Source organism: Flavobacterium sp. ACAM 123 (assembly GCF_000264055.1).
GTDB lineage: Bacteria > Bacteroidota > Bacteroidia > Flavobacteriales > Flavobacteriaceae > Flavobacterium.
Genome location: NZ_AJXL01000021.1, coordinates 27,354 through 44,566, shown reverse-complemented (window position 1 = coordinate 44,566; position 17,213 = coordinate 27,354). Strand labels below are relative to the sequence as shown.

Sequence of the window (17,213 nt, the reverse complement as noted above, 5' to 3'; positions counted from 1 at the left end):
AAAAACGAGACGGTTTTTTTAATCAATTGAGTAGATCAATTATGCTTCAACCTCAAATGGGATAATTGAAACGTAAGATTTGTTATCTCTTTTCTTTTGGAAATGCACAACACCGTCTACTCTTGCGTGTAGGGTGTGATCTTTACTGATGTAAACATTTGCACCTGGATTGTGTTTTGAACCTCTTTGTCTTATGATGATGTTCCCTGCAATGGCAGCTTGTCCTCCAAAAATCTTAACACCTAAACGTTTTGATTCTGATTCCCTACCATTCTTGGAACTACCGACACCTTTCTTGTGAGCCATGACGTATTAGTTTAATATTGTTATTATTCTTTAGTATCTTCTTTTTTAGCCTTAGGAGCTTTTTTTACTTTAGCAGCCGGAGCCTCCTCAGTACTTGCCTCTACCGCCTCTTTCTTAGGAGCTGCTTCTTTTTTAGGAGTCGCTTTTTTAGCACCTGCTGCAGTAATACCTTCGATTACAATTTGAGTAAGAAATTGTCTGTGACCATTTCTCTTTTTGTATCCTTTTCTTCTTTTCTTTTTGAAAACGATAACTTTATCTCCTTTTAAGTGTTGTAACACTTTAGCTTCTACTGAAGCACCTTCTATAGCGGGGGCGCCTATTGTGATTACTCCATTATCGTCTAACAAATAAACTTTGTCAAAAGAAACTGTAGTTCCTTCTTCATTTGTCAAACGGTGAACGTAAACCTTTAGGTCTTTGCTTACTTTGAATTGTTGCCCTGCTATCTCTACGATTGCATACATACCAAATTGATTTATTGATTTTTAAGGTTGCAAATATACAATTTAATTTTTATTGCGCAAACCCTTAAAACTAAAAATATAATTTCTTTTCATATTACACTGTTTTCAAAGATTTACCTTCCCAAAATCCCTTTCCTTTCCTTAAAAAAACAGAATACTGGACACAGCTCATTAAAAAAGGGTATTTTTGAGCTAGCAATAACTTTAGTTTTTAGCTAATGTAACGCACTTTATTAATCGATATGGAAAAATCAATAATGGGATTAACTAATGCCCTCCCCTTAGGCGGAGTCGCTTCTGCCCAAAAAATAGCTTTTGAAGAATACACCTTGAACAATGGCCTGCATGTTATTTTGCACCATGATCCTTCAGCACCCGTTGTAATAACTTCGGTGATGTACCATGTAGGGTCTAAAGATGAAAACCCAGAGAAAACCGGTTTTGCCCACTTTTTCGAACATCTTTTATTTGAAGGAACCAAAAATATAAAAAGAGGTGAATGGTTTCAAATTGTAACTTCTAACGGAGGAGTCAATAATGCCAATACTTCCGATGACCGAACCTACTACTATGAAGTATTCCCTTCCAATAATTTAGAACTGGCCCTTTGGATGGAATCCGAAAGGCTGCTGCATCCTATAATTAATCAAATAGGAGTCGACACGCAGAACGGGGTTATCAAGGAAGAAAAGAACTCTCGTTACGATAACCAACCTTATGGAAAAATCTTGCCCATCGTAAAGGAAAACATGTTCGAAAATCATCCGTATCGCTGGTCAACTATTGGCTCTATGGAACATCTAGACACTGCTACTTTAGAGGATTTTAAAGCATTTCATAAAAAATTCTATATCCCAAACAATGCTGTTTTAGTAGTGGCCGGAGCTTTCGAAAAAAATCAAACAAAAGAATGGATCGAAAAATACTTCGGCCCAATAGAAAAAGGCGAAGTGCTAAAAAAACAAACGTTTGTCGAGAAACCGATAACACAGACGATGAAAGCCGTCTATCAAGATCCCAATATCCAAATACCGATGATTGTTGCTTCTTACAGAACACCGTCAATGAAAACGCGAGACGCTCGCGTCCTCGATTTTATATCGTCATACTTAAGCGACGGTAAGAGTTCGAAATTATACAAGAAAGTCGTTGACGAAAAGAAAATAGCCCTACAAATAGGCGCTGTAGGTTTCAGTCAGGAAGATTACGGAATGTATATTATTTATGGCCTACCGATGGGAACGCATACTGCTGCCGATTTACTGCATGAAATCGATGAAGAAATTATAAAAATCCAAACGGATTTAATCTCTGAGAAAGATTATCAAAAATTACAAAATCAGTATGAAAACCAATACGTGGACAACAATTCGAATGTAGAGGGCATTGCTGAGAATTTGGCGAAATATCATTTGCTATACGGAGACATCAATTTGATTAATACTGAGATCGATCTTTATCACTCCATTAGTCGCGAAGAAATTAGAGAAGTCGCAAACAAATATCTGAATCCAAATCAGAGATTGGTCTTGGATTACATCCCTACCTCAGAAACGGTTCAGAATTAAGCCCTTCATAACTAGAAAAAATAAGTATTCTATTCATCCTTTTATTTGTAACAGGAATTATGCAAGCACAACATCGCACCCAACCCAAACCTGGAAAACCGCCAATTGTCAATATTAATAAACCACAGACGTTTTTCTTAGCTAACGGACTAAAAGTACTGATTGTAGAAGATCATAAATTACCAAAAGTAACTTTCAAGCTGACCATAGACAATCCTCCTTTTGCAGAAGGCAGAAAAAAGGGAGTAGACGAACTATGCAGCAACTTAATAGGAAGTGGAAACCTTAAGATAACCAAAGACGACTTTAACGAAGAAATAGATTTCCTAGGTGCTAATATTGGTTTTAACTCACATGGCGCTTATGCAAGTGCCCTTTCTAAATATTCTGGTCGCGTGCTCCAACTTTTAACATACGGTGCGCTTTATCCTAATTTTACTCAGGAAGAATTCGATAAAGAAAAAGCAAAGCTTCTAGAAGGTATAAAAGCACAAGAAAAAAGCGTTACCGCAATTGCTAACAGGGTCGTTAATGCTTTAGCCTTCGGAATGAATCATCCCGCGGGCGAATACACCACCCAAGAATCCCTAAACAACATTACTCTTGACGATGTAAAAGCGAATTACTCGGCCTATTTCGCAGCAGAAAATGCGTATTTGGTAATCATAGGAGATATAAAATACAAGGAAGTAAAACCTGTTGTTGAAAACCTTTTCGGCTTGTGGAAACGAACAAACACCACCAAAATAACCTATGCCGCTCCCGAAAACGTTCCTTTTACACAAATTAATTTTGTAGATGTTCCCAATGCCGTTCAGTCCGAAATATCCTTGGTCAACACCTTAGATTTAAAAATGTCCGATAAAGACTTTTTTCCAGCAGTTATCGCCACGTATATACTTGGCGGGGACTTTAACAGCTACCTAAACATGAACTTAAGAGAAGAACATGGATGGACTTACGGAGCTAACTCGAGCATTGGGGCAAGCAAATATGTTTCCAAAATAAAATCGGCCTCCTCAGTAAGAAGTATATCCACCGATAGCGCCGTAATCGAATTCGTCAAAGAAATCAATAGAATAAGAACCGAAAAAGTATCTGAAGAACTACTAAAGAATGTAAAAGCGGGATACATTGGACGTTTTGTAATGCAGGTAGAAAAACCAACAGCTATTGCACGATATGCCTTAAATGTTGAAACAGAAGAGTTGTCTCTTGACTTTTATGAAAACTACATCAAAACAATAAACGCAGTAACAGCAGACGATGTTTTGAAGGCAGCCAATAAATATTTCCTGATTGAAAATACCCGAATTATAATTGCCGGAAAAGGCTCGGATGTTATTCCTGGATTAGAAAAACTAAATATACCCTTATTTTATTTCGATAAATTTGGACATCCAAAGGAGAAACCTTCCGTGAAATAAAGACAGTCATTCTAGTCTATAAGAATACTGAGGCCCTCGATCTAACTCAATGATGGAAGGCCTTTTTTGTTTTTTGGTAGCTAAAAATGTCTCAATAATTATTTAATCATTTTTTTTAACGGTGAAAAAATATGTAAAATCTTATAAAAAAAATTAGTTTTTGATGTAACAATACAATGAACAACACGACCTATGAATTAATTAACCTATTACTAACTATGAAAAAATCAATAATGGCGTTAAGCGCCACACTTTTACTTGGAGGAGCAGTTTCTGCACAAAAAGTAGCTTTCGAAGAATACAATTTAGACAATGGTCTACATGTTATTTTACAAAACGACCCTTCGGCCCCAGTTGTGATCACATCAGTGATGTATCACGTAGGTGCCAAAAACGAAGATCCGGAAAGAACTGGTTTTGCCCATTTTTTTGAACATCTTTTATTTGAAGGTACTGAGAACATCAAACGTGGGGAATGGTTTAAAATTGTGACCGGAAATGGGGGAACAAATAACGCCAACACCACCGAAGACCGTACTTATTATTACGAAGTATTCCCATCTAACAATCTTGAATTAGGATTATGGATGGAATCCGAAAGAATGCTACATCCTGTAATCAACCAGATTGGTGTTGACACTCAAAATGAGGTTGTCAAAGAGGAAAAAAGATTGCGTTACGACAATAGTCCTTATGGGCAAATGATTCCGGAGGTAAAGAAAAAGATGTTCACAAACCATCCTTATCGCTGGACAACTATTGGTTCAATGGATCATTTAGACGCTGCAAAATTAGAAGAATTTAAGGACTTCAACAAGAAATTTTATGTTCCGAACAACGCGGTACTTGTCGTAGCGGGAGATTTTAACGCGGCTCAAACGAAAGAATGGATCCAAAAATACTTTGGTGATATCAAAAGAGGAGCCACTATTGAAAGAGAAACTTTCGTAGAGCAACCGATTACCGAAACTATTAAGGCACAATTTGAAGACTCTAACATTCAAATCCCGATGGTTGTAGCTGCTTACAGAACGCCTTCGATGAAAACTCGTGATGCAAGAGTCTTGGACTTTATTTCTACAATCTTAAGTGATGGTAAGAGCTCTAGATTATACAAAAAAATAGTTGATGACAAAAAAATGGCCTTGCAAATTGGTGCATTTAGTTATAGTCAAGAAGATTACGGAACGTATATTCTTTATGGTTTACCTCAAGCGCCAAGTACGGCTGAAAATCTACTTACTGAAATTGATGCCGAAATCGTAAAGTTACAGACAGAATTAATTTCTGATAAGGAATTGCAAAAGCTTCAGAATAAGTACGAGAATCAATACGTAAACAGTAACGCCTCTATTGAGGGAGTAGCAGATAATCTTGCAACCTACTATATGCTCTACAAGGACGTAAATTTAATCAATACAGAAATTGACATTTACCGTACCATTACACCGGAAGAGATTAGGACTGTTGCAAAAAAATATCTAAATCCGAACCAAAGATTAGTATTAGATTATGTTCCATCACCAGACAAAGCCAAAAAATAATACAGAACCATCATGAAAAAAACAATATACATACTATCAAGTCTATTTTTGACTTTAGTTTTGCAAGCACAAGTAATTCCGCAACCAAAACCTGCAGCTCCTCCGACAATTAAGATTGGTAAATCCACTAATTTTGAGCTTAAGAACGGACTGAAAGTAATGGTAGTAGAAAATCACAAACTGCCTCGAGTAGCCTATAGCCTTAGCTTAGACAATATGCCGTATGCCGAAGGAGACAAAAAAGGAGTAGCTAACATTACCAGTCAACTTATCGGAACCGGAACCACAAAAACATCAAAAGATGCCTTCAATGAAGAAGTTGATTTCTTAGGTGCGAATATAAATTTCAATTCAAATGGCGCTTATGCCAGCGGACTGTCTAAATACTCTGAAAGAATATTAGAGTTAATGTCTGACGGCGCACTCAATACCGTATTTACCCAAGAAGAATTTGATAAAATAAAAGCAAAACTTTTAGAAGGAATAAAAACACAAGAAAAGAGTGTTGCTGCAGTTGCCGGCCGAGTTGAAGATGTTTTAGCCTTTGGAGTAAATCACCCTTCAGGAGAGTTTTTAAGTGCCGAAACTATTGACAAAGTCACCTTGAAGGATGCCGTTGCAAACTATAATACTAATTTCGTTCCCGGAAATGCCTACTTGGTTATTGTAGGAGATGTTGATACGAAAGAAGTAAAAAAAATGGTTACGAAACTTTTTGGCTCATGGGCCAAAGGCATTGCCCCTCAGATCACATATCCTGATCCTAAAAACGTGCAACAATCACAAATTAATTTTGTAGATATGCCGAATGCAGTTCAGTCTGAGATCTCCGTATTGAATACCGTCAATTTAAAACTTACTGACAAACAATATTTTGCTGCAATTTTAGCAAATCAGATTCTTGGCGGCGGCGGCGAAGGAAGATTGTTTTTAAACTTACGTGAAAAACACGGATGGACATATGGTGCTTATTCTAATATAGGATTTGGTAAATACGTAGAAAAATTTCGTTCTTCAACATCAGTAAGAAATGCAGTAACAGACAGCTCTGTGGTTGAAATTTTAAGCGAATTAAAGAAAATCAGAACAGAATTCGTATCTGCTGACGACCTGAAAAATGCAAAAGCAAAATACATAGGCAACTTTGTAATGCAAATCCAAAAGCCAACTACGGTTGCCCGTTATGCCTTAAATACAGAAATCTATAATTTGCCTTCTGATTTTTATGAAAACTACATTAAAAGCATAAATGCAGTAACTGTAGAAGACATCAAAGACGTAGCTAATAAATATTTCTTAGCTGATAATATAAGAGTATTGGTTGTGGGTAAAGGATCTGAAGTAGCTCCTGCACTTGAGAAACTAAAAATGCCAATGTTTTACTTTGATAAATACGGGACTAAAATTGAAAAACCAGTTTTTAAAAAAGACATGCCAGCCGGTGTAACTATTAAAAGTGTTTTGGACAACTACATCGTTGCCATAGGTGGAGAAAAAGCAGTGAAAGCCGTAAAAACAATCTCTATGGTAGGATCAACAGTGATACCTCAAGCACCATCGCCGTTAACATTTACTTCAAAAGCAGATGCAAAAGGTAAATTAAATGTCGAGATCGCAATGGGAGCTATGAGCATGATGAAACAAGTAGTCAATGAAAATAGCGCTTATGTGCTACAACAAGGACAACGCAAAGACTTTGAAGGAGCTGAACTAGCTGAAATGAAAGATAGCGCAATCCTATTTGATGAATTACTACTGGCTACAAAAGACGGTGTCGCACTTACTGGTATCGAGACCATTAACGGTAAAGATGCGTACGCCATTAAAGACGGTAAAACCACATTCTATTATGATGTAACTACAGGTTTAAAACTGGCAAATGCTAAAACAATGGAGCAAGGAGGAAAGTCTATGACCCAAGTAACTAATTTTGGTGATTATAGAGAAGTTAAAGGAGTAAAAGTGCCTTTTAACATCATCCAGAACGTAGGCTTTGAATTAGACATCAAAATGTCTGAAGTAAAAATCAATGAAGGCGTTACGGATGCTGATTTTAAATAATTAAATCCTAAAATAATAAACAAAGGCTGTCTTTTTAGGCAGCCTTTGTTGTTATATAGAGAGCCTGTGTGGCAACATCATTCTGTTTAATTTATAACTGTTTTGTTTTTCTTAGCAGATAAATACACTCCAATCAAAATTATAAAAGCGCCTATAAACTGTACCGGAGTCAGCATTTCATTATCCAGCAATCCCCAGAAAAAGGCAACCACCGGAATCAAATAAGTCACCGAAGTTGCAAAAACCGGCGAAGACATCTGTATGAGCTTAAAGAAAACGATATTAGCTATTCCAGTTCCTACCACCCCTAAAATCATAATAAATACCACTGCGTGCTGCACTTTTTCAACCTGTATAACTTCCGAAAAACCAGTGAAATATAATATCGCTAAAGAAGGAAACAGCAACACGATAAAATTACCCGTTGTGATGCTAACTGGACTCAAGTCTGATAAAAACTTCTTGATTAAGTTTACATTTACGGCATAACAAATCGAAGCAATAATGACCAGAATAGCATAATAATAATTCTGATTAGGATGATTCATTGCTCCATTGAAAACTAAAAGTAAGCTCCCCAAAAGTCCGATAATGACTCCCCAAACCTGTCTCCTTTCAAAACCAACGCCAAACACCAAAGCACCTAAAATCAATGTATTTAAAGGTGTTAAGGAGTTTAATATCGACGTAACAGCACTGTCAATTTCAGTTTGCGCTATAGCAAAAAGAAAGGCTGGAACGAAAGTCCCAAACATGGAAGTCATGACAATGAATTTCCATTTTTCTTTTGGAATCTTTGACAAACTTTTAAAACCAATCAGCAATAAAAAAATGGCGGCAAATATGATGCGTAAGGAACCGACTTGCAAAGCCGATAATCCAATCAATCCTTTTTTAATTAAAATAAATGAACTCCCCCAGATCAAGGCAAGTCCTACTAAATAAACCCATTTCAACTGCTTCGATTCCATACTTACTAGTTTGCTCCAAAATTGTAATAATTTTATGAATTAACTCTGCTTTTTTTAAGTAATTTTGCTCCTGACTAAAACTTTAGTTAACACTCTTAAAATCAAATCATAATGAATATTACAAAATCAATCGCAGTAATAGCCTTAACTGGTCTTTTGTTTGTAAGCTGTAAAAATAATACTGAAGAAGCTCCTAAAAAAACCGCAAAAATAGAAACGGAAGCTCCTAAAATACAAAAAAAAATCACTGCTGAAAACGTACGAACCGCCCATTTTTCTGTCTCCGGAATGACTTGTGCAGTCGGTTGCGCTAAAACAATCCAAGAAGAATTAACGGATCTTGACGGGGTAAAAACCGCAACGGTAAATTTTGACACAAAATCAGCAACCGTGATTTTTGATAAAACACTACAAACACCCGCAAGCTTAACTAAAGTGGTTCAAGCGACAGGAGACGGTAAAACCTACACGGTTTCCAATATGAAATCATAAGTACACACCGCTAATCTAAAACAAAACGATTTGGACTAAAAGCTAAATACGCTTAGTGTTATATCCTTTCAAATTACTTCCACTTCAAAGTTTCAATCAACCGTTGCATGTCATTCTTGATATAACTGGCCGCCGGCATGATAGAGTCAAAATTAGGTTTGGCGTAAAAATAAACCGAACCCGTAACGAAATGTTTTGTACTGTCAGTAGCATAAAATTGCGAATTGGTTGCCGCATTCCCATCCACCTGGTAAAACATACCATACACTTTTTTGGAAGGATTTAAAAAAGGCTGTTCTAGTATGTCATCGGCCTTTATAACGTGCTCGTATGTCAATTTTTGGGCATCCCGAAGCAAGGCATTGATATTGTTATTAACGGGCTTATAAGTCAAATAAATAGTCGCTTTCATTTTTGGATAGGTAATCGTAAATCCGCAATCTTTTTCACCTTTTATAACCGCTTCTGCGTTCATTTCGAAAGTAAACGGACATTCATTTTCAAAATTGGCATATTTCGCTATTGGATAATCCAAGCGCAAATAACTGGACGGTTTTGGAAAAACATCCTCTTTACAACTTGAAAATAAAAGCAATCCCACAAACACCATTACTGGCACTACTGTAGAAAAATATTTTTTGTTATCCCGCTTCAAATTAAACATCAACCGTTACTTTTATCTGTTTTATACGCTTTTTATCAACTGTTTCAATTGTGAACAGGCAATTTGCATAAGAGATCTTCTGCCCTTTCATTGGGAAATTTCCTGATATTTCAAGAATAAATCCTGCCAAGGTTTCAGCTTCCCCCTTTTTTATCTCAAAAACTTCCTCGTTAACTTGAATAATCCTATAGAAATCCTTCAAATTTATTTTACCCTCAAAAAGATAGTTTTTTTCGTCAATTTTAGTAAAATTGACATTGTCATCATCAAACTCATCACTAATATCCCCAACAATTTCTTCAATGACATCTTCGAGAGAAACCAAACCAGAAGTCCCTCCGTACTCATCCACCACGATGGCAAGATGGCTTTTCATTCTTTGAAAATCTTTTAGCAGATTATCTAATTTTTTATTCTCCGGAATAAAAAACGGCTCCCTTATTAAGGTGCTCCAAGCAAAATCTTCCTCATCATCAAGATGACGCAATAAATCCTTAACAAACAAAACGCCTTCTATCTGATCAATATTGTCTCGATAGACTGGAATTCTAGAATATCCTTTTTCTATAATTTTCGAATAAATATCAGCAAAAGATTCCGTTATTTCTAAAGCAAAAATATCAATCCTCGGACTCATAACTTGCTTCGTATCTGTATTACCGAACGTTACAATACCCATCAATATTTTTTGCTCTTCTAAAGAAGTTTCATCTGATGAAGTTAACTCTAATGCTTGTGACAACTGATCAACTGAAAAGTTTGTTTTTTGTTTCCCTAGTCTATTATGCAAATAAATTGTTGATTCCCGCATTGGGACACTGATAGGTGAAAGTAATTTATCCAACACTGCAACAGGGTACGCGATCAATTTTGCAAACTTAATGTTGTTTCGGCTGGCATAAACTTTTGGTAGTACTTCACCAAATAACAAAAGTAAAAAAGTAACCACGATTACTTCAACAGTGAACTTTAAAACTGGTGAGCTAATCGCAGAAAAGATGTCTTTCCCAATGAATGAAAATAAAATTACGACTCCGATATTGATGAAATTATTGGCCACAAGAAGCGTCGCCAAGAGTTTTTTTGGTCTATCTACTAGGTCAGCAAGAATTTTTCCTTTTGAAACATTCTTCTGAATTGTTTCTTCGATGTCTTGTTGCGACAAGGAAAACAAGGCTACTTCTGCACCGGAAACTAATGCAGAGCAGAGAAGCAATACAAATATTCCGATAAAACCAAACATTAGATCCGTATCTAATGTATATGCGAAACTCAAACTGGGCTCTGGGTCCAAATTAAAAAAGATTAGTTAAACAATCAGAATGGCAAATCATTAATAGGCAAGCCATTATTTTGTGCGTCAAAGTTAGTATTTTTTGTGGATTCCGAACCGTCAATTTGTTTGTTGTTTTCAGCAACTTTCTTCGTTGATAAAAAAGTGAACTCCGTAACTTGAATTTCGGTGGTGTGCTTTGTCGTTCCGTCCTCTGTCTGCCATTGGCGTGATTTAATACGACCTTCTATATATATTTTATCCCCTTTTGACAAGTGTTTCTCACAGATTTCGGCCGCTTTATTACGCACCACTAAATTGTGCCACTCTGTAGAAGTGATTTTTTCGTTGGTTGTTTTGTTAATATAGACCTCATTTGTGGCTAACTGAAATCTGCCAATGCAGTTTCCACCATCAAAATAATGCATTTTAATTTCATCTCCAAGGTGCCCAATCAGCAACACTTTATTTAACGTTCCGTTCATCGTTTTAAATGTCTATTTAACCCAAAGATACATTTTTTTACATCTTATTTTATTCCTGTTCGATAAAATTGTGTATCACGATAGGGAACGGAAATGTTTTCAAAACTTCGTTACTTATTCCGTTTTCCACCGCTCCCTTTAGACTTACTTTCCAGAACTTAATATATAGGTGTTGATGTGATAATTTATGAATAATACTTTTCTCATTGCACTCCATTATACTGACAACCTCATGCTCGGAAAAGAAATCATTGTTTATCTGTTCTGCAACATGGCCAAACTCTTCTTCCTTGAGGGTTTCCAGCAAAGGGAACTCATATAAATTCTGCCAAATCCCCTTAGCGGTTCGCTTTTGAATTACCGTATCTTCATTTTCGTCAGCAACAACTAAGTAATTAAAGTAGCGATTACGCACTTTTATCTTCTTAGACTTCACCGGGAGCTGACCCACTTTGTTTTTTTGCAATGCAGCACAACTATCGTTAAAAACACAAACACTACAATTCGGGCTTTTGGGAACGCATTGCAAAGCACCAAACTCCATAATCGCCTGATTGAAAATAGCAGGATTATCTTTTGGAATCAATTCAGAGGCCAAAGCAGTAAATTCTTTTTTGGCGGAGGCCAAAGCTATATCAGTATCTACATCAAAGTACCGAGACAATACCCGAAACACATTTCCATCCACAACAGGAACCACCTCATTATAGGCAAAAGAGGCAATCGCAGCAGCAGTATATTCCCCCACTCCCTTCAACTTCAACAAATCATTATAAGTAGCGGGAAAAACACCTGATAATTCCCAAGCCACGTATTGAGCTGTTTTATGTAAATTTCTAGCGCGAGAATAATATCCCAGACCCTGCCAGAGTTTTAGCACCTCTTCCTCATCGGCTTTAGCCAAATCAAAAACAGTAGGAAATGCAGCAGTAAAAGCTAAAAAATAGGGCGTTCCTTGGGCAACACGTGTTTGCTGCAGCATGATTTCAGACAGCCAAATGTAGTACGGGTTAGTAGTGCTTCTCCAGGGCAAATCCCTCTTGTTTTGTAAGTACCAATGTATAAGCGTATTAGAAAATTTCATTATTAATAATTTATTGACAAAAGTAAAAGTTTATATGATTAAATTTTAACGAATTAGCTTGAATAATTGTTTTTTAAATTCATATATTTGCACACTCAAAAAAATGATTACAATATAATAAATAAGGAAAGAAAATGACGAAAGCAGATATCGTAGCAAAAATTTCAGAAAAATTAGGTCTAGAAAAAGGTGATGTACAAGCGACAGTAGAGACTTTTATGAATGAAGTTAAAAATTCACTAGAAACTGGAGACAATGTTTATTTAAGAGGTTTCGGAAGTTTTATTGTAAAGACTAGAGCTGAAAAAACTGGAAGAAATATTTCCAAAAATACAACAATTAAAATCCCTGCACACAATATTCCTGCATTTAAACCTGCAAAAGTTTTTGTTGAAGGAGTAAAGATAAATAACGAAGCAAAGTAAAATATTAATTAATCATAAAATAGACACGATATGCCAAGTGGTAAAAAAAGAAAGAGACATAAGGTAGCAACTCACAAACGTAAAAAAAGAGCGAGAGCTAACCGTCACAAAAAGAAAAAGTAGTTTTTAACTACTTTTTCTTTTTTAAAAGTTCATTGAAATTGAAAATTAGTATTCAGTCCTCCGTTTTTTGTATTCAGCACACTGACCAATCAAAACTGTTAACTGACAGCTAGTTTTCCCCGGGTACAATACCTGTTAAATTATTGTTTAATCCATCCTTACAATTCAGTTATGAGTTATGAGTTATGAGTTATGAGTTGCAAAACTGAAAACTGAAAACCGAAAACTGAAAACTAAAAAGTTTGGATAAAAATTTACAACGTGAATAAAGAATTAATCATTCGATCTAGTTCTGATTTTGTAGATTTTGCCTTATTAAAAGATGGAAAACTAATTGAATTACACAAGGAAGAAGAAAAAAGCAACTTTCAAGTAGGTGATATTTTTATTGCCAAAATACGAAAACCAGTTGCTGGACTTAATGCTGCTTTTGTAAATGTAGGCTTCGAAAAAGACGCCTTTTTACACTATCATGACTTAGGTCCCAACTTAACTTCCCAGCTGAAATTCATAAAACTTGTAAGCGCAGGTAAAATAAAAGATTTCTCCCTAAAAAACTTTCAGTTTGATAAAGAGATAGACAAAGATGGTACTATTACTGATGTAATAAATGCCAATCAGTCCATCTTGGTACAAGTTGTAAAAGAACCAATATCTACCAAGGGTCCAAGAATTAGCGCTGAGCTATCTCTAGCCGGAAGATTTATTGTTTTAGTTCCGTTTTCTGACCGTGTTTCTATTTCTCAAAAAATAGAAGACAAGAAAGAAAAAGACAGACTAAAAAAACTTGTACAATCCATCAAACCAAAAGGATTTGGTGTTATTGTTCGCACAGTAGCAGAAGGCAAAAATACAGCCGAATTAGAAAAAGACATGCAGAACCTGCTTAGCAGATGGGATGCAATGTGTAAAAAATTACCGACCGCTCATCATCCGTCAAAAATTTTAGGAGAACTCAACAGAGCTTCCTCTATCTTAAGAGATGTTTTTAATGATACTTTCACAAGTATCCAAATTGATGATGAAGAGTTGTACAACCAAACGAAGGATTATTTGCAAGAAATTGCACCTTCAAAACAATCAATTGTTAAGTTTTATCAATCAAATGATACGCCCATTTTTGAGAAATACAACATAGAGAGACAGATCAAGACTTCATTTGGGAAAACAGTTTCCATGAGTAAAGGTGCTTATCTTATTATCGAACATACTGAAGCCTTACACGTCATTGACGTAAACAGCGGAAACCGTTCTAATAAGGCATCTAACCAGGAAGATACTGCCATGGAAGTCAACATGATTGCCGCTGCCGAAATCGCTAGACAATTGCGTCTTCGTGATATGGGTGGTATTATCGTAATTGATTTTATCGACTTGTCTAATCCTGAAAACCGTAAAATATTGTTCGACTTCTTAAGAGAGGAAATGAACGATGATAAAGCGAAACACAAGATCTTACCCCCAAGTAAATTTGGATTAGTCCAGATTACAAGGCAAAGAGTAAGACCAGAAGTAAACATTAAAACTAGAGAAGAAGATCCAAACGATGTGAATGGCGAAATTGAAGCGCCAATTTTAATCATTGACCGAATCAATTCTGATCTAGAAAGAGTTTTAAAAACGCACAAAGACGTCGTGCTTAACACACATCCCTTTGTTGCAGCATACCTTACAAAAGGTTTTCCATCATTGCGTTCAAAATGGTATTTTGAGCATAAAAAGTGGGTAAAAATCATACCGCGTGACGCTTACACGTACTTAGAATATCATTTCTACGACAAAACGGGAAATGTTATAAAAGACTAAATCAGAAACTCCTCGAGAAATTGAGGAGTTTTTTTTTGTCCTTTTTTTAAGAAAATACTTCTATTTTTTTAGGAGCTAATCCGGCTATACGTTGCAATCTTTTTATCCCAAAAAATGGGACAAAAAGGATTTTCACTGCTATCCGGGCTAAAGGTTTACAATCATCAAAACACCCGATTGTTACTAACTTATTTATTTGTAATAAAAACAGCAAGCATTAGTGTTAAATAAAGCGTAATCTCTGCGTAATAAAAAATAGCAAGCATAAATCATTACTGACTTTATAAAAAGCATAAATATTAGTAAACCAAATACAATCATAAAAACCATGAGAAAGCACAAGCACAAAACTTTGAAAACTACAGCAATAGTTTTCTCTATTAATATGCTACTATTTTTTGTTCGTTTTGCTTTGGGAGATTATTTAGCTCGATGGAACAAAGTCAATTAAAAATCTTACCTAAAACGTTAACCTAACAAGAACAGGTGTTTACACAAGATAAAGAAACAGTCATCATCTTGCTCACGACAGCAATTCTATTGCTAAATACCAATAATAGCGATGTAGTTTACAACTGAAGTAAACTGGACTCTGCTTTATTTTGTCAGCGCGGGAGCACTACTCCTCGGCACTGGTCTTTTGTGTGAGTTGGTATTACGAAAGGTCTCTAAAACCAAATAACGTATCGCCATCTGCACGGCTCTTCTAGTAATCCTCCTACTCATTTGGGCAGAACTTGCCGTTGGCATTTTTCGGGTCAACAATTAGCGGCACATAAAAATTATAGTGCTTAAACGAAATACATAAAATTTTATTCAACTGTCCCGAGGCACCAGTGATACTGAACAATAAACTAGATCTCTGCAGAGTAGGCTCTGCTCCATGGCAGAACTAATTATCCTCAATATTTACCATCCGACAAAGGAGGGCGCCACCCAAACTACCGAAACAATCTTTATACCACTGAACCACAACCAACCCCTGTCACCAAGTCCTGTTACCTAAAAGGCTAATTTAGCGAAGATCCCTCCTTCGTCGGAAAGACAAGCTACCGGATAATATATTGAGAAACAATAACTCCTACAACTTATTCAGGTTACTCAAAAACATAATTATTGCGAAGATTCCTCCACAGTCAAAATAAAAAAGTTGCTTGACAATGTATTGAGACAAATCAATCCAGATAACTTGTCCAAATCAAAAACCAATATTGTGAAAATAGCAATGCAACGACAACGCATAAGTTTTTCCAGCCCCAGAAATTTAAACAAAAAAAACTTTGCAAACCTGAAGGCTGGTGCGAACATCATTTTACATAGCCATTTATTTACTATATTAGCCTCCTGCCAAGACGATAAAAACCTTTGCAGGACTAGGTAAAATACTCTACCAAAACTAAAATTGTTTTGTAACAACTGATCAAATTCAACATCATGAACTATTTTGTGTTTTTTATAGGAATTATTATTCTTCTTGTTACTGCCGCTGATTTAATTAATACCTCCTTGTCTGTACGTGGAGCTGGTTTTATTACGAAAAGACTTTCCAAGTCTATCTGGAGCCTACTGTTGTCACTTAATAAACGAATGGGGCGCAGAAAAGTGCTAGAAATTGGCGGGGCCGTCATATTGGTTTCTATTTTGATTAACTGGCTGCTGCTTATCTGGATTTCTGCCAGCCTATTGTTTATAAGCCAGCCCGATTCGCTGATGAATGTCGAAACCAACTCCCCTACGACGGTTATCAATAAGATATTTTACACTGGCTATACTTTATCCACTTTGGGATTAGGCGACATGGAACCTGAAGGTAATTTCTGGGATATACTTACCGCGATACTTTCATTTACCGGACTAATTCTGATTTCCATTGCCATAACCTATTTAATTCCAGTAGTTTCATCCGAGATAACAAAGAGAAAAATAAGCGTTACTATTAACACCATTGGCGGATCTGTAGAAGAGATGCTATTAAATTACTGGGATGGAAAAGATTTTAAGGAATTGGAACGTCCTTTCTTTCCCCTCATTGATTCTATCATCTTACACGGCCAAAATCACAAAGCTTACTCTGTTTTGCATTTTTTCCATTCATCAGATAGGAGGGAAGCATTTGTACTCAATATCACAAATCTCGACGAGCTGCTTACCGTGCTTCTCCATAACATATCAGAGGAACAACGACCAGCCTACAATATACTAATCAGGCTCAGAAAAGCCATATCTAGCTATCTTATAACACTGCCAGCAACTTACATAACTCCAAGCAAAAAAACACCTCCTATTCCACTTCTTACCGCACTTGAAAATAAGGGAATAAAAATCATATCCGGTGAAATAGTCGAATTAGAGTATGAAAAACTAAGAACCAGACGCCGCTTATTATTGTCACTAATTAGGGATGATGGCTGGGAATGGACTGACCTAAGCTGTGGAAGTTACAGTCATGAAATAACAATGGATAAAACGTATTAAAATGCGTACCTAAATTTATACAGGATCGATGCTACGACATAC

General features: G+C 36.1%; 15 protein-coding genes. 8 read left to right on the top strand and 7 right to left on the bottom strand.

What is annotated here, in order from left to right; translation table 11 throughout:
* Window positions 1-39: 39 nt before the first annotated feature.
* Together rpmA and rplU are read right to left on the bottom strand one after the other, a co-directional pair.
* Complete coding sequence (gene rpmA / locus A3SG_RS0105715) at window positions 40-306, bottom strand: 50S ribosomal protein L27 (RefSeq protein ID WP_016989063.1); 267 nt, start codon at window positions 304-306, stop codon at window positions 40-42.
* A 23-nt stretch (window positions 307-329) separates the two neighbouring features.
* On the bottom strand, window positions 330-773 hold the full coding sequence (gene rplU / locus A3SG_RS0105710; RefSeq protein ID WP_016989062.1) for a 50S ribosomal protein L21: 444 nt from the start codon (window positions 771-773) through the stop codon (window positions 330-332).
* Between the two features lie 242 nt (window positions 774-1,015).
* On the opposite strand from rplU, the gene A3SG_RS0105705 reads away from it, so the two are divergent.
* From A3SG_RS0105705 to A3SG_RS0105690, 4 genes are all read left to right on the top strand, one after another.
* Complete coding sequence (locus A3SG_RS0105705; RefSeq protein ID WP_016989061.1) at window positions 1,016-2,341, top strand: M16 family metallopeptidase; 1,326 nt, start codon at window positions 1,016-1,018, stop codon at window positions 2,339-2,341.
* Between the two features lie 59 nt (window positions 2,342-2,400).
* Window positions 2,401-3,768: a M16 family metallopeptidase gene (locus A3SG_RS19220; RefSeq protein ID WP_016989060.1), complete on the top strand. Its 1,368-nt coding sequence runs from the start codon at window positions 2,401-2,403 to the stop codon at window positions 3,766-3,768.
* A gap of 218 nt (window positions 3,769-3,986) precedes the next feature.
* Window positions 3,987-5,312 (top strand): M16 family metallopeptidase, encoded by a 1,326-nt coding sequence (locus A3SG_RS0105695; RefSeq protein ID WP_029596635.1) that lies wholly within the window; start codon window positions 3,987-3,989, stop codon window positions 5,310-5,312.
* Window positions 5,313-5,324: 12 nt separating this feature from the next.
* Entirely contained in the window at window positions 5,325-7,373 is a 2,049-nt protein-coding gene (locus A3SG_RS0105690) for a M16 family metallopeptidase (protein WP_029596634.1), read from the top strand.
* Window positions 7,374-7,459: 86 nt separating this feature from the next.
* Here A3SG_RS0105690 and A3SG_RS0105685 read toward each other — a convergent pair whose 3' ends face one another.
* Window positions 7,460-8,344: a DMT family transporter gene (locus tag A3SG_RS0105685; RefSeq protein ID WP_016989057.1), complete on the bottom strand. Its 885-nt coding sequence runs from the start codon at window positions 8,342-8,344 to the stop codon at window positions 7,460-7,462.
* A gap of 111 nt (window positions 8,345-8,455) precedes the next feature.
* Here A3SG_RS0105685 and A3SG_RS0105680 point away from each other — a divergent pair, with 111 nt between their 5' ends.
* Window positions 8,456-8,836 (top strand): heavy-metal-associated domain-containing protein, encoded by a 381-nt coding sequence (locus A3SG_RS0105680; RefSeq protein ID WP_016989056.1) that lies wholly within the window; start codon window positions 8,456-8,458, stop codon window positions 8,834-8,836.
* Between the two features lie 73 nt (window positions 8,837-8,909).
* Here A3SG_RS0105680 and gldD read toward each other — a convergent pair whose 3' ends face one another.
* The 4 genes from gldD to mutY are packed head-to-tail and all read right to left on the bottom strand — an operon-like array spanning window position 8,910 to window position 12,342.
* Complete coding sequence (gldD, locus tag A3SG_RS0105675; RefSeq protein WP_029596633.1) at window positions 8,910-9,446, bottom strand: gliding motility lipoprotein GldD; 537 nt, start codon at window positions 9,444-9,446, stop codon at window positions 8,910-8,912.
* A 46-nt stretch (window positions 9,447-9,492) separates the two neighbouring features.
* Window positions 9,493-10,794: a gliding motility-associated protein GldE gene (locus tag A3SG_RS0105670; protein WP_029596632.1), complete on the bottom strand. Its 1,302-nt coding sequence runs from the start codon at window positions 10,792-10,794 to the stop codon at window positions 9,493-9,495.
* A 23-nt stretch (window positions 10,795-10,817) separates the two neighbouring features.
* Window positions 10,818-11,258 carry a single-stranded DNA-binding protein gene (locus A3SG_RS0105665; protein WP_016989053.1) on the bottom strand — a complete coding sequence of 147 codons (441 nt, stop codon included), beginning with the start codon at window positions 11,256-11,258 and terminating at the stop codon, window positions 10,818-10,820.
* Window positions 11,259-11,307: 49 nt separating this feature from the next.
* Window positions 11,308-12,342 carry an A/G-specific adenine glycosylase gene (mutY, locus tag A3SG_RS0105660; protein ID WP_016989052.1) on the bottom strand — a complete coding sequence of 345 codons (1,035 nt, stop codon included), beginning with the start codon at window positions 12,340-12,342 and terminating at the stop codon, window positions 11,308-11,310.
* 134 nt (window positions 12,343-12,476) lie between these two features.
* On the opposite strand from mutY, the gene A3SG_RS0105655 reads away from it, so the two are divergent.
* The 3 genes from A3SG_RS0105655 (at window position 12,477) to A3SG_RS0105645 (ending at window position 17,171) form a co-directional block, all read left to right on the top strand.
* Window positions 12,477-12,767 carry an HU family DNA-binding protein gene (locus A3SG_RS0105655; RefSeq protein ID WP_016989051.1) on the top strand — a complete coding sequence of 97 codons (291 nt, stop codon included), beginning with the start codon at window positions 12,477-12,479 and terminating at the stop codon, window positions 12,765-12,767.
* Between the two features lie 384 nt (window positions 12,768-13,151).
* Window positions 13,152-14,696 (top strand): ribonuclease E/G, encoded by a 1,545-nt coding sequence (locus A3SG_RS0105650; RefSeq protein ID WP_016989050.1) that lies wholly within the window; start codon window positions 13,152-13,154, stop codon window positions 14,694-14,696.
* 1,434 nt (window positions 14,697-16,130) lie between these two features.
* A complete protein-coding gene (locus A3SG_RS0105645; protein WP_016989049.1) occupies window positions 16,131-17,171 on the top strand; it encodes a potassium channel family protein in 1,041 nt (346 codons plus the stop codon).
* Window positions 17,172-17,213: the final 42 nt, after the last annotated feature.